Origin of the sequence: Streptomyces sp. NPDC005791 (genome assembly GCF_042871485.1) — a bacterium.
In the GTDB taxonomy this organism is placed as follows: domain Bacteria; phylum Actinomycetota; class Actinomycetes; order Streptomycetales; family Streptomycetaceae; genus Streptomyces.
The window spans coordinates 36,442-62,126 of sequence record NZ_JBIAIP010000019.1; the positions used below are offsets into that span (position 1 = coordinate 36,442).

General features: G+C 70.8%; 28 protein-coding genes and 1 pseudogene. 14 read left to right on the forward strand and 15 right to left on the reverse strand.

All coding sequences use genetic code 11. The features are described from left to right. Positions 1-21 precede the first annotated feature (21 nt). Positions 22-672 (reverse strand): glycerophosphodiester phosphodiesterase, encoded by a 651-nt coding sequence (locus ACFYSH_RS29910; protein ID WP_388756556.1) that lies wholly within the window; start codon positions 670-672, stop codon positions 22-24. Between the two features lie 280 nt (positions 673-952). Here ACFYSH_RS29910 and ACFYSH_RS29915 point away from each other — a divergent pair, with 280 nt between their 5' ends. The 3 genes from ACFYSH_RS29915 to ACFYSH_RS29925 are packed head-to-tail and all read left to right on the forward strand — an operon-like array spanning position 953 to position 4,199. After that, on the forward strand, positions 953-2,347 hold the full coding sequence (locus tag ACFYSH_RS29915) for a DUF6421 family protein (protein ID WP_359471531.1): 1,395 nt from the start codon (positions 953-955) through the stop codon (positions 2,345-2,347). A 26-nt stretch (positions 2,348-2,373) separates the two neighbouring features. Beyond that, positions 2,374-3,138 (forward strand): SDR family NAD(P)-dependent oxidoreductase, encoded by a 765-nt coding sequence (locus ACFYSH_RS29920; RefSeq protein WP_359471529.1) that lies wholly within the window; start codon positions 2,374-2,376, stop codon positions 3,136-3,138. Next, a complete protein-coding gene (locus ACFYSH_RS29925; protein ID WP_388756508.1) occupies positions 3,117-4,199 on the forward strand; it encodes a threonine aldolase family protein in 1,083 nt (360 codons plus the stop codon). The genes ACFYSH_RS29920 and ACFYSH_RS29925 overlap by 22 nt, the downstream gene beginning before the upstream one ends. A gap of 134 nt (positions 4,200-4,333) precedes the next feature. Here the strand turns inward: ACFYSH_RS29925 and ACFYSH_RS29930 are convergent, their stop codons facing one another. Then, the gene (locus ACFYSH_RS29930) at positions 4,334-5,056 is read right to left on the reverse strand and encodes a lysophospholipid acyltransferase family protein (protein WP_359471524.1); all 723 of its coding nucleotides are present in this window, start codon (positions 5,054-5,056) and stop codon (positions 4,334-4,336) included. Positions 5,057-5,275: 219 nt separating this feature from the next. Between ACFYSH_RS29930 and ACFYSH_RS29935 the strand changes: the two genes are divergently transcribed. The 5 genes from ACFYSH_RS29935 (at position 5,276) to ACFYSH_RS29955 (ending at position 9,781) form a co-directional block, all read left to right on the forward strand. Then, entirely contained in the window at positions 5,276-5,602 is a 327-nt protein-coding gene (locus tag ACFYSH_RS29935) for a thioredoxin family protein (RefSeq protein ID WP_359471522.1), read from the forward strand. Between the two features lie 196 nt (positions 5,603-5,798). Beyond that, positions 5,799-6,305 (forward strand): flavin reductase family protein, encoded by a 507-nt coding sequence (locus ACFYSH_RS29940; protein WP_359471520.1) that lies wholly within the window; start codon positions 5,799-5,801, stop codon positions 6,303-6,305. Between the two features lie 201 nt (positions 6,306-6,506). Further along, positions 6,507-7,292, forward strand: a complete 786-nt coding sequence (locus ACFYSH_RS29945; protein WP_359471518.1) for an electron transfer flavoprotein subunit beta/FixA family protein — start codon at positions 6,507-6,509, stop codon at positions 7,290-7,292. A gap of 57 nt (positions 7,293-7,349) precedes the next feature. Then, a complete protein-coding gene (locus tag ACFYSH_RS29950; RefSeq protein WP_359471516.1) occupies positions 7,350-8,312 on the forward strand; it encodes an electron transfer flavoprotein subunit alpha/FixB family protein in 963 nt (320 codons plus the stop codon). A gap of 170 nt (positions 8,313-8,482) precedes the next feature. After that, complete coding sequence (locus tag ACFYSH_RS29955) at positions 8,483-9,781, forward strand: DUF6986 family protein (protein WP_359471514.1); 1,299 nt, start codon at positions 8,483-8,485, stop codon at positions 9,779-9,781. Between the two features lie 18 nt (positions 9,782-9,799). On the opposite strand, the gene ACFYSH_RS29960 is transcribed toward ACFYSH_RS29955, so the two are convergent. Then, positions 9,800-10,828 carry a LacI family DNA-binding transcriptional regulator gene (locus tag ACFYSH_RS29960; RefSeq protein ID WP_388756513.1) on the reverse strand — a complete coding sequence of 343 codons (1,029 nt, stop codon included), beginning with the start codon at positions 10,826-10,828 and terminating at the stop codon, positions 9,800-9,802. 183 nt (positions 10,829-11,011) lie between these two features. Here ACFYSH_RS29960 and ACFYSH_RS29965 point away from each other — a divergent pair, with 183 nt between their 5' ends. Next, positions 11,012-11,992: an ROK family protein gene (locus tag ACFYSH_RS29965; protein ID WP_359471509.1), complete on the forward strand. Its 981-nt coding sequence runs from the start codon at positions 11,012-11,014 to the stop codon at positions 11,990-11,992. A 101-nt stretch (positions 11,993-12,093) separates the two neighbouring features. Next, entirely contained in the window at positions 12,094-13,137 is a 1,044-nt protein-coding gene (locus tag ACFYSH_RS29970; protein WP_359471507.1) for an NUDIX hydrolase, read from the forward strand. An 18-nt stretch (positions 13,138-13,155) separates the two neighbouring features. Here ACFYSH_RS29970 and ACFYSH_RS29975 read toward each other — a convergent pair whose 3' ends face one another. Continuing rightward, positions 13,156-13,836: an MBL fold metallo-hydrolase gene (locus ACFYSH_RS29975; protein ID WP_359471505.1), complete on the reverse strand. Its 681-nt coding sequence runs from the start codon at positions 13,834-13,836 to the stop codon at positions 13,156-13,158. Between the two features lie 92 nt (positions 13,837-13,928). Then, on the reverse strand, positions 13,929-15,515 hold the full coding sequence (locus ACFYSH_RS29980) for a dipeptidase (RefSeq protein ID WP_388756518.1): 1,587 nt from the start codon (positions 15,513-15,515) through the stop codon (positions 13,929-13,931). 194 nt (positions 15,516-15,709) lie between these two features. On the opposite strand from ACFYSH_RS29980, the gene ACFYSH_RS29985 reads away from it, so the two are divergent. Beyond that, positions 15,710-16,975: a geranylgeranyl reductase family protein gene (locus ACFYSH_RS29985; protein WP_359473983.1), complete on the forward strand. Its 1,266-nt coding sequence runs from the start codon at positions 15,710-15,712 to the stop codon at positions 16,973-16,975. A 131-nt stretch (positions 16,976-17,106) separates the two neighbouring features. Here the strand turns inward: ACFYSH_RS29985 and ACFYSH_RS29990 are convergent, their stop codons facing one another. Next, entirely contained in the window at positions 17,107-17,397 is a 291-nt protein-coding gene (locus ACFYSH_RS29990; protein ID WP_359473986.1) for a DUF6332 family protein, read from the reverse strand. A 115-nt stretch (positions 17,398-17,512) separates the two neighbouring features. Between ACFYSH_RS29990 and ACFYSH_RS29995 the strand changes: the two genes are divergently transcribed. Beyond that, positions 17,513-17,926: a MarR family transcriptional regulator gene (locus ACFYSH_RS29995; RefSeq protein ID WP_359473989.1), complete on the forward strand. Its 414-nt coding sequence runs from the start codon at positions 17,513-17,515 to the stop codon at positions 17,924-17,926. Between the two features lie 79 nt (positions 17,927-18,005). On the opposite strand, the gene ACFYSH_RS30000 is transcribed toward ACFYSH_RS29995, so the two are convergent. The 3 genes and pseudogenes from ACFYSH_RS30000 to ACFYSH_RS30010 all read right to left on the reverse strand — a co-directional run bounded on the left by ACFYSH_RS30000 (position 18,006) and on the right by ACFYSH_RS30010 (position 18,811). After that, positions 18,006-18,371 carry an SCO4225 family membrane protein gene (locus ACFYSH_RS30000; RefSeq protein WP_359473992.1) on the reverse strand — a complete coding sequence of 122 codons (366 nt, stop codon included), beginning with the start codon at positions 18,369-18,371 and terminating at the stop codon, positions 18,006-18,008. 87 nt (positions 18,372-18,458) lie between these two features. Next, positions 18,459-18,692: pseudogene (locus ACFYSH_RS30005) on the reverse strand (MFS transporter); the annotation flags it as partial. After that, on the reverse strand, positions 18,659-18,811 hold the full coding sequence (locus ACFYSH_RS30010) for a hypothetical protein (protein WP_388756523.1): 153 nt from the start codon (positions 18,809-18,811) through the stop codon (positions 18,659-18,661). The gene ACFYSH_RS30010 and the pseudogene ACFYSH_RS30005, both read right to left, overlap by 34 nt. 256 nt (positions 18,812-19,067) lie before the next feature. Here ACFYSH_RS30010 and ACFYSH_RS30015 point away from each other — a divergent pair, with 256 nt between their 5' ends. Further along, positions 19,068-20,282, forward strand: coding sequence for an ROK family protein (locus tag ACFYSH_RS30015; protein ID WP_359473995.1), 1,215 nt, complete (start codon positions 19,068-19,070; stop codon positions 20,280-20,282). A 51-nt stretch (positions 20,283-20,333) separates the two neighbouring features. Here ACFYSH_RS30015 and ACFYSH_RS30020 read toward each other — a convergent pair whose 3' ends face one another. From ACFYSH_RS30020 to ACFYSH_RS30035, 4 genes are all read right to left on the reverse strand, one after another. Next, entirely contained in the window at positions 20,334-20,906 is a 573-nt protein-coding gene (locus ACFYSH_RS30020; protein WP_359473998.1) for a DUF4865 family protein, read from the reverse strand. 10 nt (positions 20,907-20,916) lie between these two features. Then, positions 20,917-21,495, reverse strand: coding sequence for a TetR/AcrR family transcriptional regulator (locus tag ACFYSH_RS30025; RefSeq protein WP_359474001.1), 579 nt, complete (start codon positions 21,493-21,495; stop codon positions 20,917-20,919). Positions 21,496-21,669: 174 nt separating this feature from the next. After that, positions 21,670-22,194 (reverse strand): ATP-binding protein, encoded by a 525-nt coding sequence (locus ACFYSH_RS30030; RefSeq protein WP_359474004.1) that lies wholly within the window; start codon positions 22,192-22,194, stop codon positions 21,670-21,672. Positions 22,195-22,407: 213 nt separating this feature from the next. Further along, positions 22,408-22,770 (reverse strand): hypothetical protein, encoded by a 363-nt coding sequence (locus ACFYSH_RS30035; RefSeq protein ID WP_359474006.1) that lies wholly within the window; start codon positions 22,768-22,770, stop codon positions 22,408-22,410. A 227-nt stretch (positions 22,771-22,997) separates the two neighbouring features. Here ACFYSH_RS30035 and ACFYSH_RS30040 point away from each other — a divergent pair, with 227 nt between their 5' ends. Continuing rightward, on the forward strand, positions 22,998-24,131 hold the full coding sequence (locus ACFYSH_RS30040; RefSeq protein ID WP_359474008.1) for a PLP-dependent cysteine synthase family protein: 1,134 nt from the start codon (positions 22,998-23,000) through the stop codon (positions 24,129-24,131). Between the two features lie 19 nt (positions 24,132-24,150). Here ACFYSH_RS30040 and ACFYSH_RS30045 read toward each other — a convergent pair whose 3' ends face one another. Together ACFYSH_RS30045 and ACFYSH_RS30050 are read right to left on the reverse strand one after the other, a co-directional pair. Further along, entirely contained in the window at positions 24,151-24,585 is a 435-nt protein-coding gene (locus ACFYSH_RS30045; RefSeq protein WP_359474011.1) for an SRPBCC family protein, read from the reverse strand. 52 nt (positions 24,586-24,637) lie between these two features. Then, positions 24,638-25,483 carry a DeoR/GlpR family DNA-binding transcription regulator gene (locus ACFYSH_RS30050; protein ID WP_359474014.1) on the reverse strand — a complete coding sequence of 282 codons (846 nt, stop codon included), beginning with the start codon at positions 25,481-25,483 and terminating at the stop codon, positions 24,638-24,640. Positions 25,484-25,685: the final 202 nt, after the last annotated feature.

The following is a 25,685-nucleotide window of genomic DNA, read 5'->3' on the forward strand; positions in this document are numbered from 1 at the left end:
GCATCCCGGCCCCAGCGCGCCTCAGGCGGTGAAGCGGCCCGCGCGCCGGATCTCCGGATAGTCGGTCGTCGCGCCGTCCAGCCCCAGCGCGCGGACGAGACGCAGGTGGTCCTGGGTGTTGACCACCCAGCCGATCACCTTCAGGCCCTCCGCGTGCGCCTGCTCGACCACCTCGAGGGTGAGGCGGCGGATGTTCAGGGCGAGGGTCGCCGCGCCCACCGCCTTCGCCCGGTCCGCCACATCGCCCTCCCAGCGGCTGGCGATGAGCGCCGTCCGTACGCCCGGGACCAGCTGGGCGATCTCGGCCACCGCCTCGTCGTGGAACGAGGACACCTCGACGCGGCCCGCAAGACCGCGTCGCAGCATCACCTCGGCCAGCGCCCTCGCGGCAGTGACGTCCTTGATCTCGGCCTGGACGGGCGAGCTGATCGCGTCGAGCACCTCTTCGAAGACGGGCACCCGTTCGCCCTGCCCGGCGTCGAGCTCGCGGAGCTCCGCGAGCGTCTTCTCGGCGATCAGCCCCCGTCCGTCCGTCGTGCGGTCCACGGCGGCGTCGTGCATCACGGCGAGCGCGCCGTCCTTGCTCAGATGGAGGTCCAGCTCGACGGCGTCCATGCCGGCCTGCTCCGCGTGCGCGAACGAGCGCAGCGTGTTCTCCGGCTCGACACCCATGACCCCGCGATGACCGATGGTGAGAAAAGTCAAGGCACTCCCGCTTCCGTCCGTCGTGTCCGCCCCGTGCGGCTCCTGCCTTCCCAGGGAACCAGTTCTCGCGCGCAGGACGGCCGCCGCCCTGCCTGTCCGATGGAAGGAGTTGTCTCGCGGATGTGTGACAGGAAAAATAACGGTGAAGCTGAGAGTCGACAGGATATTTTTCTGCCCTCCACTTGTCCGAAGGAACCGTGCATGGATACGGTTGCTTGACGCGAGGTTCTCCCGTGAAGGAAGTGTCATGACGGAAATTCTTGAGCACGCCACCGCCTCCGGCGCGACAGCTGCTTCCCTGCGGGTCGTGGAGCACCCGGCCTGGCCCGTGCTCAGGAGTGCCGTGGAAGAGCTCCGCCCCTGGCAGTCCAAGGACGGTTCCATCGACTTCGAGGCTGAGGGCGCCCCCTCCGCCGAGACGGCCGGAACCGTCGTCGAACGTGTGATCACGGCGGTCGAGCAGCTCTCCCCGCTGCTCCCGCACGACGCCGCCTACCATCGCGCGCTCGTCACCGACCTGCGCCGCTGGGCCGCGGAAGGATTCGGCGTCCCGGACTTCCTCGACTCCCTGCTGGCCTTCCATCCCGCCAGGAACCGCACGGACGGCCTCCAGCACCTGGTCGTGTTCGCGATGTACACCCAGAACGGAAACCCGGACCGTAATCTCGAAGCGGTCGTGCTGCGGATGGTCTGGCCCGAATGGCTCGCCGACCTCGAGGCCACGCGGTACGACAACCCGCTGTTCTGCGGCATCACCTTCGAGGACTTCACCGCAGGCTACGACACCAACTCGGCTGTGCTCTTCCCCGAGACCATCGCCGTACGGGAGGCGCCGGAGCGCTTCAGCTGGGGCGGCATCTTCTGTGACCGGGAGGCCGCGCGCTTCCGCCGTGTGACCGAGGCGTCCGTCGACCTGCTGGGCGTCGAGCTGCCCGACGACATCCGCGCGATGATCGGCGACCAGAAGCGCTGTGAGCAGGCCTTCGTGCTCTGGGACATGGTCCACGACCGCACCCACAGCCACGGCGACCTTCCGTTCGACCCCTTCATGATCAAGCAGCGCCAGCCGTTCTGGATGTACGGGCTCGAGGAACTGCGCTGCGACCTCACCGCCTTCAAGGAGGCCGTGAAGCTGGAGGCCGACGGCTTCGGCCAGGGCCGCGATGTCCAGTTCGCCGTGCTCTTCGACCGGATGTTCCGCTTCCCCGTCACCGGCGAGCGCGTGCGCAACTACGACGGCCTGGGCGGTCAGTTGCTCTTCGCCTACCTCCACAAGCACGACGTGGTCCGCTGGACCGACAACACGCTCAAGATCGACTGGGCGCGTGCCCCGCAGGTCACCAACCAGCTCTGCGGGGAGATCGAGAAGCTTTACCGCGACGGGATCGACCGCCCCAAGCTTGTGCACTGGTTCGCGGCCTACGACCTGGTCGCGACCTACCTCGCACCCCATCCGGGCTCCCGCTGGGCCAAGGGGCCGGACGCCCTGGACGTGACTCTGCCTCCTCGTAAGCTCGTCGACGACGTGCTTCCGGACGAGTTTCCCCTGAGCATGTTCTATGAGGCGCTCTCGAAGAAGCTGAAGCATGTGATCGCCTCCACCAAGGGGATCACCGCGGCGGACGCCGGGCGGGCAGCGTGAGCGCGGGTTCTGAGGAGGCGGTGGCGATGAACGGAACAGGCAGGGCCGACGGCGGGGCGCTCGAGGGCGCGGTGATCGCGGTGGCCGGAGCGGCGGGGCCGGCGGGCCGCGCCACCCTGCTCCGGCTCGCCGAGGCGGGCGCGACCGTGGTCGCCTCCGACGCCAATCCCGGGCGGCTGGCGGAGGCCGTCGACGCCGCGCGGTACGCACACGGCGGAGCCACGGTCACCGGGGAAACGGTCGATCTGCTCGACCTGGAGGCCACCCGGGACTGGGTGGTCAGGACGGAGAAGGAGTTCGGCCGAGTCGACGGCCTGGTCCACCTCGTGGGCGGATGGCGAGGCAGCGCCGGTTTCGCCGACACCAGCCTCGCCGACTGGGACTTCCTGGAGAAGCTGCTGATCCGTACCGTCCAGTCGACCTCGCTCGCGTTCCAGGACGTCCTTCAGCGCAGCGACCGCGGCCGGTACGTGCTGATCAGCGCGGCAGGGGCCAGCAGCCCCACCGCCGGAAACGCGGCCTACGCCGCTTCCAAGGCGGCGGCCGAGGCATGGACGCTCGCACTGGCGGACGCCTTCCGTAAGGCAGGGGGCGACGCGGGTCCGACCTCGGCTGCTGCGATCCTGGTCGTCAAGGCACTGGTGCACGACGCGATGCGCGCCGAGCGCCCGAATGCGAAGTTCGCGGGCTTCACGGACGTCACGGAGCTGGCCGAGGCCATCGCCGGAGTCTGGGACGAGCCCGCCGGAGAAGTGAACGGAAAGCGTCTGTGGCTGACCCCGCAACCGTAAGGACCGATGCGCGACGTCATCACGATCCGCAGGTACGCGGTTTCGCCAGTGACAACTACGCGGGTGCGCACCCGGAGGTGCTCGCAGCCCTCGCCCTCGCCAACGGAGGCCACCAGGTCGCCTACGGCGAGGACGACTACACAGGCCACCTCCAGCGGATCATGCACAGTCACTTCGGCCCTACCGCGGAGGCCTTCCCGGTCTTCAACGGCACCGGGGCCAACGTCCTCGCCCTCCAGGCGCTGACCGACCGCTGGGGCGCGGTGATCTGCGCCGAGTCCGCCCACATCAACGTGGACGAAGGTGGTGCGCCGGAGCGGATGGGCGGGCTGAAGCTGCTCACCGTCCCGACGCCGGACGGGAAGCTGACGCCGGAGCTCATCGACCGCGAGGCGTACGGCTGGGACGACGAGCACCGGGCGATGCCGCAGGTCGTCTCGATCACCCAGAACACCGAGCTGGGCACGGTCTACACCCCCGGTGAGATCCGCGCGATCTGCGAGCACGCCCATGAGCGGGGCATGAAGGTCCACCTGGACGGGGCACGGATAGCCAACGCCGCCGCGTCGCTGGACGTGCCCATGCGCACGTTCACCAACACGGTCGGTGTCGACGTCCTCTCCTTCGGAGGCACCAAGAACGGTGCGCTCTTCGGCGAGGCCGTCGTCGTCCTGAACCCGGATTCCGTCCGTGCGATGAGGCACCTGCGCAAGATGTCGATGCAGCTCGCCTCCAAGATGCGCTTCGTCTCGGTCCAGCTGGAGGCGCTGCTCGCACGCGACCTGTGGCTGCGCAACGCACGCCACGCCAACGCCATGGCCCAGCGGCTCGCCGACAGGGTCCGGTCGGTGGACGGTGTGGAGATCCTCCACCCGGTCCAGGCCAACGCCGTCTTCGCGCGGCTGCCGCACGAGGTGACCGAACGGCTGCAGAAGCGGTTCCGGTTCTACTTCTGGGACGAGAAGGCCGGCGACGTCCGCTGGATGTGCGCGTTCGACACCCGCGAGGACGACGTGGACGCCTTCGTGCTGGCGCTCAAGGAGGAGATGGCCAGGCAGTAGCGGGACACCTGTGCGGCCGACCGGGAAGGCACTGCTCCCGGCCGGCCGCACAGGTGCGCCCCGTCGCGCGCTGCGGAGCTCCCGCGCGCCGCGGGACTGGGCGGGCAGGCCGCCCACCCCCTCCGCGCGACGGATCAGCCGAGTTCGCGTGCCTCCGCGGGCGTCGGAGCCGTACCCCCGAGGTGCGCAGGGACCCACCAGGTGTCGGCCGCGTCCTTGGGACGCACCGGATAAGCGCGCTGCGCCGCCTCCAGAAGTTCCTGTACGCGCTCCCGCAGCCGACGGGTGATCGCCCCCGCGTACTGGTCGGCGGGGGCCTCCACGGCCTCGCCCACCCGGATGGTGATCGGTGTGTGGCTGCGCCCGAAGTTACGCGGGCGCCCCTTGGTCCACAGCCGCTGGGTGCCCCACAGCGCCATCGGGATGAGCGGTACGCCGGCCTCCTGGGCCAGTCGCGCGGCGCCCGACTTGAAGCTCTTCAGGGTGAAGGACTGGGAGATGGTGGCCTCGGGGAACACGCCGACGATCTCGCCCGCGCGGAGCGAGGCCAGCGCGTGCGCATATGCGTCCTCGCCCTGGTTGCGGTCGACGGGGATGTGCTTCATGCCGCGCATCAGAGGTCCGGACACCTTGTGCCGGAACACCGATTCCTTCGCCATGAAGCGGACGAGCCGCTTCTGGGGCAGGGCGCCGAGGCCGGTGAAGATGAAGTCCAGATAGCTGATGTGGTTGCTGACCAGAACCGCGCCACCGGTCTTCGGGATGTGCTCCGAACCCTGGGTGTCGATCTTCAGGTCGAGCGCCTTGAACAGCGTGCGAGCGGCGCCGATGACCGGCCGATAGACGAGCTCTGCCATCTGGATGAAGACCCTTCTTCAATGCCTGGGGAGGGTTCTCCCGGCGGAAGTTACGCAGCCGTAGGTTTTCGGCATTGTGGCGATCGTGCCCCATGTGCGACGCCGTGGCCAGCCCCGAAGGCCCCAGGACGAGAGATTCTCGTCACGTGAATCTTCCGGGAATGTAATGCGGCCGCAGGGCGCTGACCCATTGCGCGGAGTTCTGAAAGGGAGGACGGGATGGACGGGCTGACGACCGCCGGGATGTTGGACGCGGCCCAACTCGGCGCGGAACTGGGGGAGCGGGCCACTCTGGTCCAGTTCTCCACCGCGTTCTGCCAGCCGTGCCGCGCCACCCGGCGCACGCTCACCGAGGTGGCCGGGATGGTCGAGGGCGTCGCCCATGTCGAGATCGACGCCGAGGAACACCTGACGCTCGTGCGCAGCCTCGCCATCAGCCGGACGCCCACGGTCCTGGTGCTCGACGCGAGGGGCCGTATCGTCCGCCGGGCGGTGGGACAGCCGCGTACGGCGGATGTCGTCGCCGCACTGGGCCGGGCGATATGACGGACCGTGACACATCTCCCACATGACGGAACGCACTTGACTGTGCACGCCACGCATCGTCAGTCTGACGCCATGCCGCCAGAACTCCTTCTCTTCGGCCGGGTCCACACCGACCTCACGCGCCACGCGAGTGCGCGCTGTCAGGGTGCCTGAAGAACTCACGGACCCGTACGCCTCCTCACAGAAGGATCTTTCCATGTCGGCCTCGCCCGCCCTCGGCACCCCCCGGACGGCCGCGCCCGGACTCCTGCGCTCCGTCTTCCGGCAGCACGCCGCCGGCGTCGCCGTGATCACCGCGGCCGGTGCGGCGCCCGTCGGTTTCACAGCGACCTCGCTCAACTCCGTCGCCGCCGAGCCGCCGCTGATCTCCTTCGGGGTGGGCACCTCGTCCTCCAGCTGGCCTGTGGTCGCGGAGGCGGAGCACATCGGCGTCCACATACTCGGCGAGGACCAGCAGGAGCTGGCCGCCACGTTCGCCCGGAGCGGCGCCGACCGGTTCGGCCCGTCCACCGACTGGCGCACGGGGCCCGAGGGGGTGCCGCTGCTCGGGGGAGTGGTGGCCTGGCTGGTCTGCCGGGTGGCGGCCCGGGTCCCGGCGGGGGACCACCGCATCGTGATCGCCGAGGTCGTGGCCGGGGATCCGTCGGGAGGCGGCCGGCCGCTGGTCTACCACCAGGGTCGTTTCACGGCTCTGCGAGACTGAGGGCGAGCACGCCGTGCAGGAACGTACCTCGTTGGCTACGTCACAGTTCCAAGCGCTTGCTTATGGGTAACGTACTGGGTGTACTGGCGAGTAATATTTCACCGGGAGCCGGGTCGCCCCCGACCGGAAACCGCCCGATAAGGCGCCTATGCTGCGTGCAACAAGGCAGCCCAGAAATGACGATGCAGTAGGAGAGCCGGCGTGAGCTTGAGGATCGTTGTCTGTGTGAAGTACGTGCCCGACGCCACCGGCGACCGGCACTTCGCCGATGACCTGACCCTGGACCGTGACGACGTCGACGGTCTGCTGTCGGAGCTCGACGAGTACGCGGTCGAGCAGGCGCTGCAGATCGCCGACGAGGCGGACGACGCGGAGATCACCGTGCTCACGGTGGGTCCCGAGGACGCCAAGGACGCGCTGCGCAAGGCGCTGTCGATGGGCGCCGACAAGGCCGTCCACGTCGAGGACGACGACCTGCACGGCACTGACGTCATCGGTACCTCCCTGGTCCTGGCCAAGGCCGTCGAGAAGACCGGCTACGACCTGGTCATCTGCGGCATGGCGTCGACGGACGGCACCATGGGAGTGCTCCCGGCGCTGCTGGCGGAGCGCCTCGGCGTCCCGCAGGTGACGCTGCTCTCCGAGGTCTCGGTCGTGGACGGCACCGTGAAGGGCCGTCGTGACGGCGACTCCGCGAGCGAGCAGCTCGAGGCGTCCCTGCCGGCCGTGGTCTCGGTGACCGACCAGTCGGGCGAGGCCCGCTACCCGTCGTTCAAGGGCATCATGGCGGCCAAGAAGAAGCCGGTGGAGTCGCTGGACCTCGAGGACCTGGAGATCGAGGCGGACGAGGTCGGCCTGGGCGGTTCCTGGACCGCGGTCGACTCCGCGGCCGAGCGTCCCGCCCGCACCGCGGGCACGATCGTCAAGGACGAGGGTGAGGGCGGCAAGCAGCTGGCCGAGTTCCTCGCGGGCCAGAAGTTCATCTGAGCCCCGCCCGTTCCTCTCGCCGCCCCGCCTCTTTCGTACGCAGGAGATTGAAGTCCCATGGCTGAAGTTCTCGTCTATGTCGACCACGTGGACGGTGCCGTCCGCAAGCCCACGCTGGAGCTGCTGACGCTCGCCCGCCGCATCGGTGAGCCGGTCGCGGTCGCGCTGGGCAACGGCGCCGCCGACACCGCCGCCGCTCTCGCCGAGCACGGCGCGGTCAAGGTACTCACCGCCGATGCCCCGGAGTTCGCCGACTACCTCGTCGTGCCGAAGGTGGACGCGCTGAAGGCCGCCTACGACGCGGTGTCGCCGGCCGCCGTGCTGCTGCCCTCCTCGGCCGAGGCCAAGGAGATCGCGGCCCGTCTCGCGCTGCGCATCGGCTCCGGCATCATCACCGACGCCGTCGACCTGGAGGCCGGTGACCAAGGCCCGGTCGCCACGCAGTCGGCGTTCGCCGCCTCGTACACCACCAAATCCCGTGTCTCCAAGGGCACTCCGGTCATCACGGTCAAGCCGAACTCGGCCGCCGTCGAGGCCGCCCCGGCCGCGGGCGCCGTCGAGGCCCTCTCGGTCTCCTTCTCCGCCACGGCCACCGGCACCAAGGTCCTCTCCCGCACCCCGCGCGAGTCGACCGGGCGTCCGGAGCTGACCGAGGCCGCGATCGTCGTCTCCGGCGGCCGCGGCGTCAACGGCGCGGAGAACTTCGGACTCATCGAGGCCCTCGCCGACTCCCTCGGTGCCGCCGTCGGCGCCTCCCGCGCCGCCGTCGACGCCGGCTGGTACCCGCACACCAACCAGGTCGGCCAGACCGGCAAGTCGGTCTCCCCGCAGCTGTACATCGCCTCCGGCATCTCCGGCGCGATCCAGCACCGGGCCGGCATGCAGACCTCGAAGACCATCGTCGCGGTCAACAAGGACGCCGAGGCCCCGATCTTCGACCTCGTCGACTACGGCGTCGTCGGCGACCTCTTCGACGTCGTCCCGCAGCTCACCGAGGAGGTCAAGTCCCGCAAGGGCTGACCCGGCAGGAGCTCTGCCCGTACGACGGCCCGGGGCCGCGTGGTGTTCTCACCGCGCGGCCCCGGGCCGTTTCCGATCACCATTGACGCGGGACCGGGAGACTTATAACTTCACTATGCGGATGGAGAATTCCGGGAAGCGGAAATAGTGGACACGTGGAGGGTACGGTCATGGGTCAGCAGGAGAAGGTGGCAACGAGCCTCACCGGTGCGGTCGGTGCGGAGATCAGTGCCTCCCTCACATCGGTGGACGCCGAACTCGCCCGCCGCTACCCGGGGGACCCCGGCACGCGCCAGCCCGTCCACACCGTTTACGTACCTGCCGACGGCTTCACCGCCACCACCCTCCGCACGTGGGGCGACCAGGCGCTGGCAGCGCTCGACGAGCACGCCCCCGACGCCGCCTCGCTCGCCGCGGTCCTCGGGATCCCGCAGGAACTCGCCGGACCGGTCCACGACCGCGTACGCGCCAAGCTGGAGCGCGAGCCGGTGGAGGACCTGCGCATCGACTTCGAGGACGGCTACGGACCCCGCCCCGACGCCGAGGAGGACGAGGCCGCTGCCCGCGCGGCGCGTCTGGTCGCCCAGGCGTACGCCGACGGGACCGCGGCTCCGTACATGGGCATCCGGATGAAGTGCATGGAGGCCGCCGTGCGTGACCGGGGCATCCGCACCACGGACATCTTCCTCACCGGCCTGATGCGGGCCGGAGGCCTGCCCGACGGGCTCGTCCTGACGCTGCCCAAGGTGACGTACCCCGAACAGGTCGCCGCCTTCGTGCGTCTGCTCGAAGCCTTCGAAGCGGCCCACGGACTGCCCGCCGGACGTCTCGGGTTCGAGATCCAGATCGAGACCAGCCAGTCCATCCTGGCGGCTGACGGCACCGCCGCCGTGGCCCGTATGATCGACGCCGCCCGGGGCCGGGCGACCGGTCTGCACTACGGGACCTTCGACTACAGCGCCTGCGTCGGCGTCAGCCCCGCCTACCAGGCCAGTGACCACCCGGCCGCCGACCACGCGAAGGCCGTCATGCAGGTCGCGGCGGCCGGCACCGGGGTGCGGGTCTGCGACGGCTCCACGAACGTCCTGCCGGTGGGCCCCACCCAGCAGGTCCACGACGCCTGGAGGCTGCACCACGGCCTCACCCGCCGCGCGCTGGCCCGCGCCTACTACCAGGGCTGGGACATGCATCCGGGCCATCTGCCCACCCGGTACGCGGCCGTCTACACCTTCTACCGCGAAGGCCTCGGCCAGGCGGCGGCCCGGCTCGCCGCCTACGTGGCCAAGGCCGGTGGTGACGTCATGGACGAGCCCGCCACCGCCAAGGCGCTGAGCGGCTATCTGCTCCGAGGTATCGACTGCGGCGCCCTGGACGCCGCGGAGGTCACCGGCCTCACCGGTCTGACCCGCGCGGACCTGGACGGTTTCGCGTCACCCCGCCGCGGCGGGCTGACCATGACGGCGCCGTAGCCGTTCAGCTGCCGGCGCTCAGGCGGGCGGGAGTTCACCCGAGCCGCGCGCGACGAGCCGGGTGGGGAGCTCCACCCTGGCCGGGGCGTGAGCGGCGCCGTCGAGGCGGCGGAACAGATGTTCCGCCGCCGTGCGGCCCACCGCTGCGGCATCCTGCGAGATGACCGTGATGCCGAGCAGGTCGGCGAGCTCGATGTCGTCGAAGCCGACCAGGGCGATCCGGCGGTCGCACCCGGCGAGAACGCGGACGGCTGTGACCGTCACCCGGTTGTTGCCCGCGAAGAGCGCGGTCACCGGCTCCGGGCCGGTCAGCATGGCCTCGACGGCGGCCCTGACACGGGTCGGGTCGGTCGGACCGAGGGAGACCCAGGCGTCCTGGACCTCGACCCCGGCGTCGGTCAGGGCCGTGTGATAGCCGCGAAGTCGTTCCTTCGCCGTGTGGATGCGCGGCTGGTCGCCGACGAAGCCGATCCTGCGGTGGCCGTGCGCGATCAGGTGGGCGACGCCGGCACGTGCGCCGCCGAAGCTGTCCGAGAGGACCGTGTCCGCGTCCACCCGGCCCGCCGGGCGGTCGACGAAGACGGTGGCGATGCCCGCCTTCATCTCGGGCTCCAGATAGCGGTGGTCGTCGCCGGCCGGGATCACGATGAGGCCGTCCACCCGCCGGGCACAGAGCGCGAGGACGAGCTCCTGTTCGCGCTCCGGGTCCTCGGCGCTGGAACCGTTGATCAGCAGGGCGCCGTGCGCGCGGGCCACTTCTTCCACAGCGCGGCTCAGCGGGCCGTAGAAGGGGTCGGCGAGGTCCTCCAGCACGAGGCCGATGGACGCGGTCCGGCCCTTGCGCAGGACGCGCGCGCTGTCGTTGCGGCGGAACCCGAGAGCCTCGATGGCCTCCTGCACGCGGCGCTCGGTGTCAGGGGTGACACCGAGCTCGCTGTTCACCACGCGCGAGACCGTCTTGAGTCCCACTCCGGCTCGGGCTGCCACGTCCTTCATGGTCGGCCTGTTGCCGTAGCGGGACTCGGAATGGCGGGCGGTCTCGGCCACGGTGCGTTGTCCTGTCGTCGGGAACGGATGATTCCGGCCTTCACCGGTGGTGCCGGGGAGGGGGCGGATGCTGTGGCGTCGAGCATAGGCCCTGGACAACGTTGTCAAGAGAATGGAGACTGGTTGGACCATCTGACTGAAGTCGCAGGTCCTGCGCCTCACCCCTCCGGAGAGTCCACACCGATGCATACCGACCTCGTCGCCGCGCTCGACATCGGCGGTACAAAGATCGCCGGGGCGTTGGTCGACGGCGGCGGAACCCTTCTCGCGAGGGCGCAGTGCCCGACGCCCGCCCGAGAGGGTGCCGAGGCCGTGATGGGCGCGGTGAGCGATGTGCTGGCGGAGCTGATGACTTCTCCGTTGTGGCACCGCGCGCGTGCGGTCGGCATCGGCAGTGCCGGACCCGTGGATGCCTCGGCGGGCACGGTCAGCCCGGTCAACGTCCCGGGCTGGCGCGGTTTTCCGCTGGTGGACCGGGTGGCCGCGGCAACCGGCGGACTGCCGGTCACCCTGGTCGGCGACGGGGTGGCGATGACGGCGGCCGAACACTGGCTGGGAGCCGCCCGGGGCTATGACAACGCGCTGTGCCTGGTCGTCTCCACCGGCGTCGGCGGGGGACTCGTACTCGGCGGGAAGCTGCATCCTGGCCCCTCGGGCAACGCCGGCCACATCGGTCACATCAGCGTCGACCTGGACGGCGACGCCTGCCCCTGCGGCGCGCGCGGCTGCGTGGAACGTCTCGCGAGCGGGCCGAACATCGCCAGGCGGGCCCTGGAGAACGGCTGGAGCCCCGGTCCGGACGGTGACGCGACGGCCGCCGCGGTGGCCGCCGCCGCGCGGGCGGGAGATCCGGTCGCGGCCGCGTCCTTCGAGCGGGCCGCCCGGGCACTCGCCGCCGGAATCGCTGCCACAGCCACCCTGACCGACATCGACATCGCCGTGATCGGAGGGGGAGTCGCCGGGGCGGGTGAGGTGCTCTTCGCGCCGCTGCGCAGATTCCTGCGCGACTACGCCACGCTCTCCTTCGTCCAGGACCTCACCGTGACCTCCGCGGTGATGGGCGCCGACGCGGGCCTGGTCGGCGCCGCGGCCGCGGCCTCGGTCGCGACCGGCCGTCCCGGCGCTTCCGCCTCCGGCGGCGTGCGGGCCGTAGCCGCCCCGTAGGGAGAGGTTTCCACCGGTCCGCGCAACCGCATCGCCCCTACGGGGTTTCCGGAGCGGGGTGATGCGGGCAAGCCACAGTGGGCTACGGAAGAGGGGGACCCGTGATCGTCTGGATCAACGGTGCGTTCAGTGCGGGCAAGACCAGCGCCGCGTGCGAACTGATCGATCTGATCCCGAACAGCACCTTCTACGACCCCGAACTGATCGGCGGAGGACTGCGCAGGCTGCTGCCCCAGAAGAAGCTCGCCGAAGTGACCGACTTCCAGGACCTGCCGATATGGCGGCGCCTGGTGGTCGATACGGCGGCGGCGCTTCTCGCCGAACTCCCCGGGGTACTGGTGGTGCCGATGACTCTGCTGCGGCAGGACTACCGTGACGAGATCTTCGGAGGGCTCGCCTCCCGGCGCATACCTGTGCGCCATGTACTGCTCTCGCCTGAGGAAACGATCCTGCGGAGGCGGATCGCCGAGCGTGAGGAATGCGCAGGCGACTCCGACCGCAGCGAGCGGGTCCGGCAATGGGCGTACGAGCACATCGAGCCCTACCGGGCGGCGCTCGGATGGATCACCGCGGAAGCGCACACGATCGACACCAGCACGCTCACGCCGTACGAGACGGCCGAGCGGATCGCCGAAGCCCTGCGCACCGGCGAGGCCAAGGAATGCGGGATAGTACAGACCCCGGAGCCGAGGGCGGAGACTGTGGCGTCCGGGGTGCTGTTCTTCGACGAGCACGATCGGGTGCTGCTCGTCGACCCGACCTACAAGCCCGGCTGGGAGTTCCCCGGCGGTGTCGTGGAGCCCGGAGAGGCCCCGGCGCAGGCGGGTGTACGGGAGGTCGCCGAGGAACTCGGGCTCAGTCTGGACGTGGTGCCGAGGCTCCTGGTGGTCGACTGGGAGGCACCCAAGCCGCCTGCATACGGAGGGCTGCGCTTCCTGTTCGACGGCGGACGCCTGCGGGGCGAGGAGGCCGCGCAACTGTTGCTGCCGGGATCGGAACTGCGCGGCTGGCGGTTCGTCACCGAGGACGAGGCGGCCGGAATGCTCCCGCCGACCCGCTTCGAGCGGCTCCGATGGGCCCTGCGCGCGCGTGAGCGGTCAGTCGTGCTGAACCTGGAGGCCGGGGCGCCCGTGGGCGGCCGATAGCCGCATGCGGGCCGCCGGTCACCGTGAGGCGGCCCGCAGTGCGGCTGCCGCGCCGGCGGTGAGGGGATCACCGTGGCCGAAGCAGGCGACATCGTGGTCGAGGGCGGCGAGCCGGCGGAAGGACGCCTGGGCCTGCGCGTGGTCGGTGTTGAACACGCCCAGAATCACCCGGTCCACCCTGGCCACGGCGTCTCCGGTGAAGAGCACCCTGTGGCGCGGCAGATGGATGCCGATGGAGCCGGGAGTGTGCCCGGGGGAGTGCACCACCTGGGCGCCACCCCCGAACGGGAGCTCCTCACCGCCGGTCAGCTCGCGGTCGACCCGGGTGGGCGGGGCCTCCGGGACCGTCAGCCCGTGGGCGTACAGGGGCCGCTCCCAGTCGTGCAGGACGGGATCGGGCACGGGCCTTTCGCCCCGGACGGCCGGGGCGTCCAGCCTGTGCGCCAGGATTTCCGCGCCGTACGCGTCCGCGAGTTCCTGCGCCGCGCCGTAGTGGTCACGGTGACCGTGGGTGAGGACGATCCGCCGGATCCCGGCCGGATCCAGCCCGAGCCCGCGTACGCCGTCCTCGACGGCGGTCGCCGCGTGCCGGTCGCCCGCGTCGATCAGGGTCAGGTCCGAGCCGTCACGCCAGAGGTAGGCCTGACCGATGCGGAAACGGAACATGTGCAGCTGTGGCAGTACCTCGACACAATCCATACGGGAAACGTACGAGGAGCAGGCCGCCCGTCGCCCGGAAATCTGCTCCGGGCGACTTCGCTCAGCGCGTAGCGAGAGGCCGGGGCGGGCCCTCAGACCTTCTTGGACTCCGCGTAGTTGCGCAGGAACAGCGCCTCGGCGACCGAGAGCCGCTCGAGCTCCTCGGGTGACACGCTCTCGTTCACCGCGTGGATCCGGGCCTCGGGCTCGCTCAGTCCTATGAGCAGGATCTCCGCCTGCGGGTACAGGGCGGCCAGGGTGTTGCACAGCGGGATGGAGCCGCCCATGCCGGAGGACTGCATCTCCTCACCCGGGTAGGCGACCCTCATGGCCTCGGCCATCGACGTGTAGGCGGGGCTGGTGACGTCGGCCCGGAACGGCTGCCCCTGGCCGACCTGTTCGACCGAGACCCGGGGGCCCCCCCGGGGGCGCGCCCCCCCGGGGGGGGGGGGGCCCGGGGGGGGCCCCCCGCGGCCCCCCCCCGCCCGGGCCCCCCCACAGAGCAGGTCCCCCGCCCGCCCCCGCCACCCCCGGGGGGCCCCCCCCCGCGCCGCCCCCCCATCCTGGTTGTGGGGGGGGGTGGTCCCCCGGCCCGCACGGGGCCCCCGCCGCCCCCCCCTACCCCCCCCCCCCCCCCCCCCGGGGGCCCCCCCCGACTCGAGGTGGGCGGTCAGCAGCTTCGTCGCCTCGGCGGCGTCCTGGCCCGGCGGGACCCGCAGACTGATCTGAGCCCGGGCGCTCGCCTGCAGCGACGGGGTCGCCCCGACCACCGGCGGGCAGTCGATCCCGATGACCGTGACCGCAGGCCGCGCCCAGATGCGGTCGGCGACCGTGCCCGTACCGATCAGCTCCACGCCGTCGAGTACCTTGGCGTCCTTGCGGAACTCGTCCTGCGGGTACTGCAGTCCGTCCCACTCCGCGTCGGTGGTGAGCCCGTCGACCGTCGTCGTGCCGTCCTCGGCCCGCAGGGACGACAGCAGCTGGATCATCGCGGCCAGCGCGTCCGGGGCCGCGCCGCCGAACTGACCGGAGTGCAGGTTTCCTTCGAGGGTGTCCAGCCGCACCCGCAGCATGGTCATACCCCGCAGCGTGGCGGTGACGGTAGGCAGCCCGACGCGGAAGTTCCCGGTGTCACCGATGACGATCGTGTCGGCGGCCAGCAGCTCCGGGTGCGCCTCGGCGTACTGTTCCAGGCCGCCGGTGCCCTGTTCCTCCGAGCCCTCCGCGATCACCTTGACGGAGACCGGGACGCCGCCGTTCGCCTTGAGGGCGCGCAGCGCGAGCAGGTGCATGATGAAACCGCCCTTGCAGTCCGCGGCTCCTCGGCCGAACCAGCGGCCGTCGCGCTCGGTCAGCTCGAAGGGCGGGGAGAGCCAGGCGGACTCGTCCAGCGGCGGCTGCACGTCGTAGTGCGCGTACAGCAGCACCGTGGGCGCACCGGCCGGGCCGGGTAGGTAGCCGTACACCGACTGGGTTCCGTCGGGGGTGTCGAGCAGGGCGACGTCCTGGAAGTCCTCGGCACGCAGTGCGTCGGCGACCCACCCCGCCGCCGCCTCGCACTCGCTCCTGGGGAACTGCGCGGGATCCGCCACCGACCGGAAGGCCACCAACTCGGCCAGCTCCGCCTGCGCGCGGGGCATCAGCGAGGCAACGGTCTCAGAAATCGGACGGGCGGTCATGGGCACGCTCCTGGTGGGTGCGACGTTAGGACTATGGCGCGGTGTGTACGCGGCCGGGGGCGACGCCGTGGATGCGACGTCGCGTATGCGACGAATTCATGGCTGATCCTCCCACAGCGGGGTTCGGCCGCGACGCGCCGTAGGATGCCGTGAGCAGCTGGGGCCACTGGTCGGATCGGGAGCAGAAGCACATCGTGAGCAGCGAGAACGCAGACGCCGGACATGAGCCGGATGAGTCGTCGTCGGTACCGCATGATTCCTCGGTATGGGACGTCGTCGTGGTCGGCGCGGGCCCGGCCGGAGCCTCCGCGGCGTACGCGGCAGCCGTCGCCGGCCGCCGGGTGCTGTTGCTGGAGAAGGCGGAGATCCCCCGTTACAAGACGTGCGGCGGCGGAATCATCGGGTTCTCGCGGGACTCCCTGCCCCCCGGCTTCGAACTTCCCCTGAAGGACCGGATCCACGCGGTCACCTTCTCGCTCAACGGGAAGCTGTCGCGCACCCGCAAGTCCAGGCGCATGCTCTTCGGCCTGATCAACAGGCCGGAGTTCGACGCCGGTCTGGTGGAGGAGGCGCAGAAGGCGGGTGCCGAGCTGCGCACGGGTGCGACGGTGACGAGGGTGGAGCAGCACGGCACCGCCGTGCCCGACCGGCGCACGGTCGCGGTGGTGCTGGCCGGCGGCGAGACGGTGCTCGCCCGGGCAGTCGTCGGGGCGGACGGCAGTGCGGGCCGCATAGGGGCTCATGTCGGCGTGAAACTCGACCAGGTGGATCTCGGGCTCGAGGCGGAGATCCCCGTTCCGAAGACGGTCGCCGAGGACTGGGCGGGCCGGGTGCTCATCGACTGGGGGCCGATGCCCGGGAGTTACGGCTGGGTCTTCCCCAAGGGCGACACGCTGACCGTCGGTGTGATCTCGGCGCGCGGCGACGGCGCGGGGACCAAGCGGTATCTGGAGGACTTCGTCGGCCGGCTCGGCCTGGCCGGGTTCGAGCCGAAGATCTCCTCGGGCCATCTGACCCGGTGCCGCAGCGACGACTCACCGCTGTCCCGTGGACGCGTGGTGGTCTGCGGCGACGCGGCCGGGCTGCTGGAACCCTGGACCAGGGAGGGCATCTCCTTCGCCCTGCGGTCCGGACGGCTCGCCGGTGAATGGGCGGTACGGATCGCGGAGTCGCACGACGCGGTCGACGCCCGGCGCCAGGCGCTCAACTACGCGTTCGCCATCAAGGCGGGGCTCGGCGTGGAGATGAGCGTCGGACGCCGCATGCTCAGGCTGTTCGAGCGGCGCCCCGGGCTGCTGCACGCGGTGCTGACGGGTTTCCGCCCTGCCTGGAACGCGTTCGCGGGCATCACCCGGGGGACGACGTCGCTGGCCGAACTGGTCCGGTCCCACCCGCTGGCGCAGCGGGCGCTGCACGTGATGGACCGCCAGGGCACGGACCGGGCCGGCTCGCGATCGTGATCCGGAGGGCCGGGGCCGGGAGGGTGCAGCCGTGCCCGGACGGATACTCCGCCGGGAGCGCACCCCTCACCACACCCGGCTCGCCACGATCGAGCCGGACGCTCGGGGCATGCCCAACTCGCGGTGCCGGTCTATGAGTCGGGGCTCGTGGGCCCTGGCTGAAAGGGCGGAAGGCGCCGCTCCTCGGCCGCGTGGGGAAAACGCCGGAGCACATGGACCACCCGGACGGTGAACACCAGTGTGCCCAGCGCGGCGCCGACGCGGAACAACACGCGTTCGGCGCCGCCAGGCAGCGGGAGCAGAAGAGTGGGGACGAGGAAAACCCCGGCGAACGTGGCCGCGGCCACCAGCAAGCCGCTGACCAGGGCGTAGCCGATCTCCACGGTCATCGCGTCCCGCTCGGCCTGCGTGCGTCGAACCATGTCCGCAGTGTCACAGGGTGCGGGTCCGACGACAAGGAAGCCTTCCCCACTGGGCGAGCAGGTGTGCATGTATTGCGCATGCATGAAGAGCTCGCTCCTCTGCTAGCGTGCGGTCATGGCAGCGAAGAAGTCCGAGCAGGCGCTCGTCGGTGAGTGGCGCGGGCTGCTCGCGCTGCACGCCAGGACGCTGGGTGAGCTCGATCGGGCGCTGGAGCGCCACGGCCTGGGGGCCAGTGACTTCGAGGTCCTGGACGTCCTCGTGGACGCCTCGGAGGGCGACGGCGCGTGCCTGCGCGTTCAGGAGATCGGTTCGCGGGTCCATCTCAGCCAGAGCGCGTTGTCGCGGCTCGTGGCACGGCTGGAGAGGGGCGGCCTCGTGTGCCGCGCGATGTGCAGCGAGGACCGCCGCGGTGTACGAGTCGAGCTGACGGATGCGGGCCGGGCCCTCCACGCGGAGGCCAGGCCCCTTCAGCGGGCGGTGCTCGCCCACATGCTGAACGAGGCGGATGACGAACCGGACCGTCGCTGAACCGGGCCGGTGGGTGAACCCGCCCCGCCCACGACCGGTCCGCGGCGTTCTCCGCACGCCGGTGATCGTCCCGGCGGGGTCAAGCGCCCTGGGGGTGTGCTGAGCGACTCCGGCGGGGGCTGCGGAGCAGCCGGGAGAACCAGCCCAGCGCACAGGCCTGTACGAGCACCGACACGACCAGGCCGAGGTACATGAACCAAGCGGGGCCACCGGCTTCCGCGCCGGCCATCGAGCCGCCGAGGAGGAAGGCGAAGACGGTCGGCGCGGCGAGGAGGAACACCCAGACACCGGCGAACGAGGCATCGTCGTGCGTGACGAACAGCGTGTCCACCGCGACGAACACCGCGACCGCCAGTACGAGGCCGAGATAGATCCGCGAAGCGGTGTTACCGAACGTCAGTCGTGCAAGCGTGCGCAGCCGCTCGTTCGTCATCTGGTGGCTCATGTCCCGCTCCCCGTGGATGGTTGTTGCCTGTTGCCCCCATCGTGCGCCGGATGGACTGCCGACGCCTGAGTACGGCTACTTAATCGTTCAGGCGTTCGTTGCGTTGCGGGCCGCATACCCGAGGACGGCGGCCGCACCGGCGAGCGGCGTGACCGTGGTGAGGGCCACCGGGAGGGAGAACGCGTCGGCGAGGAAGCCGATCACCGGCGGTCCCAGGAGCATCCCGCCGTAGCCGAGGGTCGACGCTGCGGCCACCCCGCGGGGGCCGACCAGTGCGCCCGCCCGGCCTACCGCGACAGGGAATATGTTGGCCAGCCCCAGTAGAGCCGGCCGGTGAGCATCATGGTGACCACCGCACCCGCGGAGACCCCGAGCAGGGCGAGCCCGAGGGTGGAGGCGGTGGCCCCTGTCTGCTGCTTGATCGCCGGGATGCGGATCACCCAGCCGGCGAAGAGGGAGCCGTCTGGGCGAAGAACACGGTCAGCGCTGCACGGAGGCGCGCTGACGAGAGCGGGGCGGCATCCCCGTCACGCGCCCTCGACAGGGTCGTCCGTATTTTGTTTACGTGCGGCACAAAGTGCGGCATAGGGGCGCCCCGGCGGCGTGCGCAAGAGCGGTCCCCCGGTGGCCGGCCGGTGAACGGTGCGGGATGCCGGAGCGTCGGCAACGACTCCGGATCATGGGAGACTCGCCCCCATGAACGGCAAGCCGACCACCACGCGGACGAAGTTGGAGAGGGGCCGCAGCGCGCTCGGGCCCGCCTTGGAGCTCGTGCACACCGGACGCGCACCCACGCGCGCCGTACTGACCTCCGAACTCGGCGTCACCCGTGCGACGGCGGGCGCGGTGGCCGCGGAACTGGAGGCACTGGGGCTCATCAAGGTCGACTCCAGCCCCGGCTCCGCCGCCGGCTCACAGGGCCGACCCTCCCACCGCCTGTCGGTCCGGGACAGCGGGCCCGTTGCCCTCGCGGCCCAGGTGCACTCCGACGGCTTCCGCGCCGCGCTCGTCGGGCTCGGGGGCAGGATCGTGGCCACCGCACCCGGCTGCGTCGCCGTCATGGCCGATCCCGCCCAGGTCCTCGGCGAGGTCGTCGAGGCAGGAGCCCAACTCCTGCGCGAGACCGGTCTGCGCTGTGTCGGCGCGGGGCTCGCCGTGCCCTCCGCCGTGGCCGAACCCGAGGGGACGGCGCTCAACCCGCTGCACATCGCCTGGCCGGCCGGCTCTCCTGTCCGGGACATCTTCTCCGCCTGCGTGCGCGACGCGGGAATCGCCGGTCCCGCGTTCACCGCCAACGACGTCAACCTCGCCGCCCTGGCCGAGCACCGGCACGGCGCCGGGCGCGGCGCCCAGCATCTTCTCTGCGTCGCCACCGGCCACCGAGGGGTGGGGGGCGCCCTCGTCCTCGACGGCCGCCTGCACAGCGGGAGTTCGGGACTGGCCCTGGAGGTCGGTCATCTCACCGTGAACCCCGAAGGCCGCCCCTGCTACTGCGGCGGACGAGGCTGCCTGGACGTCGAGACCGACCCGCTCGCCTTCCTCACCGCCGCCCGCCGCGAGCCCGGCCCCGAGGAATCGCTCCTCAAGCAGTCCGGCGACCTGCTGCGCGCGGAGTACGACGACCCCGATGTGCGGGCCGCCGCCGAGGAACTGATCGACCGGCTCGGTCTCGGCCTCGCGGGGCTGGTCAACATCCTCAACCCGGACCGGATCATCCTGGGCGGACTGCACCGCGACCTCCTGGAGGCCGACCCCGAGCGACTGCGGGCCGTGGTCGCCGACCGCAGCCTGTGGGGCCGCAGCGGCAGTGTGCCGATCCTCGCCTGCACGCTGGACCACAACAGCCTGGTGGGCGCGGCCGAACTGGCCTGGCAGCCCGTACTCGACGACCCGCTGGCCGCGCTGGCCTGACCGGCCGCACCAGTTGGGGCGCAGCCGCCGCAGCGGGTACGGCGTTCCCTGCTACCCGTGTCCGAGCCGGTCGCGCTCCGGCGTCGACAGACGCAGCACCTCGTAGCGGTCGCCCGGCACCTCGGGCGGCACGTGTGTCCAGAGGGTGAAGTGAATCAGTTCCCAGTGGCGCGGGTCGAAGGCCAGCGTCGTGGCGACGGCCCCCGGGGCCTCGGTCAGCCGACGGCTCTCCTCCAGGGCGGCCTCCACCGCGACGGCCGGTGCGACGGTGTCCGGGATCCGCTCCAGACGCCGGACCGCAGTGCGGGGTACGGCCCCCGAAGCCACCCCTTCCCGGTAGCGGAGTCCGCTCCAGTGCTGCACTTCGGGGCGTCCGAAGTCGTCGACGATGCCCTGGAATCCGGGGCCCCGGAGAAAGGCGTTCATGCCCTCGGGGGCGGACCACAGGTACAGCGGGGCGTACTGGTTGACCGGTGAGGTGTCACCGCGTTCGCGGATCAGGAACGCCTTGAGGCCCAGGCCGGGGAACTCGTCGAGGAGATGGCCCCTGGTCGCGACCCGTTCGCGGATGAATCCCATGTCGTAGTCGGCGGGCAGAGTGATCTCGTACTGCATGACGTGCACCGCGTACTCCTCAGGCCGGACGGTTCGACGTGATGTGCGGGGCTAGCAGGCAGAGCAGCCCCTGGACCGCCGAGTCGAAAGCCGCCGTCGATCCGGACGCGCGGGCGAGGACATAGCCGCCCTGGACCGTGGCCACGACGGCCGCAGCGACCTGGTCCGGCGCGATGCCGGGGGTGAACTCGCCTGTGTCCAGGCCCTCCTGAAGGATTTCGGCGAGCCGCCCCCGCAGCCAGCCGATCGTCTCGTCCACCGGGGCGAGCAGCGCGTCGCTGGCCACCACATCGGCATCCATCGTCAGCCGGCCCACCGGGCAGCCCCGCAGGACCTCGCGCTCGCGCAGCAGGTAGGCCGAGAGCCGCTCGTAGGCCGACCCCGGCCCGTCCAGCAGACGTCCGGCCGTCGCCCGCATCTCGGCGGACGTGCGGAGCACGGCGGCCAGCGCCAGGTCGGGCTTGCCCGCGAAGTGGTGATACATGCTGCCCTGGCCCGCGCCCGCCCGCTGCTGGATCGCCTTGGGGCTGGTGCCCGTGTAGCCGCGTTCCCACAGCAGTTCCTGGGTGGCCTCGATCAACCGGTCCGTCGTACTCATGAGACACTGTACATACCAGTAGGTACAGTGCTGGTGGCCATCGGCACACAAATGACCCGGCATGTCCGCGGAAGGCGGGGGTGAGGTGCGGGCGCGAAAGGAGCGGAGCGCGTCGGTCCCGAGCGGATCGACGCGCTCCTGGTGCGCTGTGTGCGGTGCGCGGGCTCGTCCCGTTCAGCCGACCACGGCCGAGCGGGACCGCGTGCGTGCTGCCATCGGCTCCATGGGCACCGCGAGGTCCAGGGTGAACGGGCCGTCGGTCGTCGACCCGTACACCGGGAGAGGGGGCAGAGCGGCGGTGAAGGACGGTGCGGGAAGGGTGAACCAGATGACCTTCCCCGAGTCGTCACCCGGTCGTACGCCCCAGCTCTCGCTGACCGCGGCGATCATCGCCAGTCCGCGCCCGGAGGTGGCGGACGAATCGGCATCGCACACGGTCGGCAGCCGGGGGTCGTGGTCGTGGACGGAGACCGTCAGACGGTCGAGCAGCAGCTCTATCTCGACGGTGCATGATTTGTCCGGCTGCGCGTGCCGGTGGACATTGGTCAGCAGTTCGGTGACACCGAGCGCTGCCGGGTCGATCAAAGGATCGAGATGCCAGTAGCGCAGTTGCGCCGAAATGATTCTGCGGACCTGACCGATCCGCGACGGCAGGGCCTGGAGCTCCACCGCGCAGTGCCTGCTTGGCTCGCTGATCACGGCTGCGACTCCCCGAATTAGGTCCGGAAGAAGACGAAGATACGGATCCAGCAGATGGCTGACTGCTGTTTCTGGTCGGGCGTGGTCCGCCCCTGACGGCTCCCGGCGGAACGACTCTCGCTGTAACCGCCGGTGCACCATCAGTGACGTGTGACCAGCGTGACTCAGAGGGTAGGGCTCCGCAACTCGCGGTGTCCGTACCGGACCGTAGCGTCAGATCCGCGCTCCCGCGGAGCCCCGCAGCGCCTCCAGGAATCTGCGGACCGGCGCCGCCCCGCCCGGCCTGCGGTTGCGCTGGCCCATGGTCAGCCGGTACCGCACCCCGTTGATACGGGCGATCGCCGAATCGGCGGACAGGAACCACGGCTTCCCGGCACTCACCGCCGACACCGGGGCGCTGGCGATCTCCCGGCCGTTGCTCGTCAGCAGCGCTATCCGGCCGTCCTGGACGATCACTTGGCCGGCCCTGGTCAGTGACCGGGCCCAACGCTGGATCCTGACATCGTTCGCGCGGAACTCCACCGCGCCGAATTCCGGTGCGCCGAAATCCGCGGCGCCGAATTCTGTCTCGGCCATGGCGACTTCGCCCCCCTTGTACAGGCTTCTGCAAGTCTGCCCGCGGACGGGGCTCCTGCACCAGGCCTGGTCACCACCGAATCCGGCCAAGATCCGCAGCCGGGGCAAGGGGAGTCGGGGCACCTGGGCCAAGGGAGGGCTATGGATCGCCAAAGGAAACGTTTGTGCAGGTGAGGGGAATAGTGTGGGGCCCACGGAGTACCGCCGTCACCCGAAGGAGACCGCTGATGGACACCAGTGAGCACACACCTGGCGGGGACGTCGTGAAGACCGTGGACATCGACCGGAGCGACCCGGACTACCGGGCCTGGCTCAAGGAAGCGGTACGCAAGGTCCAGGCGGACGCCAACCGTTCGGCGGACACCCATCTCCTTCGCTTTCCGCTGCCGGAGCACTGGGGCATCGACCTCTACCTCAAGGACGAGTCGACGCACCCGACGGGCAGCCTCAAGCACCGGCTGGCCCGTTCGCTCTTCCTCTACGGTCTCTGCAACGGCTGGATCCGCCGCGGCAAACCGGTCATCGAGGCCTCCAGCGGCTCGACGGCCGTCTCGGAGGCGTACTTCGCCAAACTGATCGGCGTGCCCTTCATCGCGGTGATGCCCCGGACCACCAGCCGCGAGAAGTGCCGTCTGATCGAATTCCACGGCGGCCAGTGCCACTTCGTCGACGACTCCCGCCGACTGTACGAGGAGTCGGCGGCCCTCGCGGCCGAGACGGGCGGACACTACATGGACCAGTTCACCTACGCCGAGCGCGCCACCGACTGGCGCGGCAACAACAACATCGCCGAGTCCATCTACCAGCAACTGAGGCTGGAGCGGTATCCCGAGCCCGCCTGGATCGTCGCCACCGCCGGCACCGGCGGCACCTCCGCGACCATCGGGCGCTACGTCCGCTACATGCAGCACGATACCCGGATCTGTGTGCCCGACCCGGAGAACTCCTGCTTCTTCGACGGATGGACCCGGCACGACCAGTCGGCGACCAGCGACTGCGGCTCCCGCATCGAAGGCATCGGCAGACCCCGGATGGAACCCAGCTTCGTACCCGGAGCCGTCGACCGGATGATGAAGGTGCCCGACGCGGCCAGCGTCGCGGCGGTGCGGGTACTGGAGCGTGCCATCGGCCGCAAGGCGGGCGGCTCGACCGGCACCGGGCTGTGGAGCGCCTTCAAACTGGTGGCCGAGATGGTGGAGAGGGGAAGCACCGGAAGTGTCGTGACGCTGTTCTGCGACCCGGGTGACCGCTATCTCGACAAGTACTACTCGGACGACTGGCTGAGCGGGCAGGGCCTGGACATCCGGCCGTACACGCGGACGATCGACCATTTCCTGGCCACCGGCACCTGGCACGCCTGAGCCGGGGGACCCGCGCGCTTCAGTCCTCCAGCAGAACGCCCAGCTCGCGGGCGAAGACCCGCCGACCGGCGCTCGCCAGCAACGGATCGGTCCAGCGGGGCAGCAGCCTCACACGCAGTTCCTCGACCCAGATCACGTGCGAGCCCGAACCGGTCGGGCAGACATCGATCGACGCCCGGCCGCGCACCACGGAGCCCCGCTTCTCCAGCCGGCACAGCCCCGCCCGGCCGGCGGCGGGCGGGGTCCAGCGCACCACTTCCATCGGGTCGTCGAAACCCAGCGGCCCCACGCTGGTACGGGCCACGAAGACCGTTCCGATCCCGGTGGGCAGGCCCGCCGGGGCGGTGACCGTGGTGAACGGAACGGTTTCGCCGTGCCGCTCCCAGTCGGTCACCCGGCGCCACGCCTCGGCGGCGGGGAGGGGGGTGAAACGTTCGATGCGGAATACGGCCACAGCCCGATCCTAGGACGTCCGTCGTCGGCGAGCCCCTGTAGCGGAAGGCGCGTCACCCAGGCGTCGGCTGTTCGTCCGCGGGTCCACCCGCCACCACGAGGCCCGGCAGGCGCTCCTCGATCTCCTGCCTGGCGGTGTCCGGCAGGCCCGCGTCCGTGACGAAGGCGTCGACCTCGTCGAGCGCCGCGAACGTACTCAGCCCCACCGTGCCCCACTTGGTGTGGTCGGCGACCACGACCACGCGCCGTGCCGCCCGCACGAAGCGGCGGTTCGTCTCGGCCTCCGCGAGGTTCGGCGTGGAAAGACCGGCCTCGGCGGAGATCCCGTGCACGCCGAGAAACAGGACGTCGAAGTGGAGCGAGCCGATCGCGCGGTCCGCGACCGGGCCGACGAGCGAGTCCGAAGGCGTACGCACCCCGCCGGTCAGGACCACCGTGGCCGCTCCGGCCCGCGCACCTCCCGTCGCCGGCGGACGCTGCGCGTCGTGGAACACATCGGCCACCCGCACCGAATTCGTCACCACCGTCAGCCCCGGTACCTCCAGGAGATGCCGTGCCAGCGCGAACGTGGTCGTGCCACCGGAGAGGGCGATCGCGCTGCCGGGCACCGCCATCGTGGCCGCCGCGCGCGCGATGTCCTCCTTGGCGCTCAGCTCCAGCGTCGACTTGGCCTCGAAGCCGGGCTCGTGCGTGCTCGCCTCGACGACGGGCACGGCTCCGCCGTGCACCTTCTCGATGACGCCCTGACGTGCCAGTGCGTCCAGGTCCCGGCGGATGGTCATGTCGGAGACGCTCAGCTTGCGGGTCAGCTCGTTGACCCTGACCCCGCCGCGCTTGCGTACATCGTCGAGAATGAGCGCGCGCCGCTGCTCCGCGAGCAGATTCTGGTTCTCGCTCAACGCCGGGCCCCGGTCCTTCGCTCTGTCCGCACGGTCCGGCAGCGGTCCTGCGGGACGCACTCATCCTGCCACGCACGCCCGCGGCCCGGTCCACTGGGGAGATTCGGTGAGAGGCGGTGCGGCAGGAGCCTCCCGTCCGCGATGGTGGTGACTGCACATCAGATCGGATCCCAGCCGCCCCTCCCGCCGGCCGCGAGCCGGA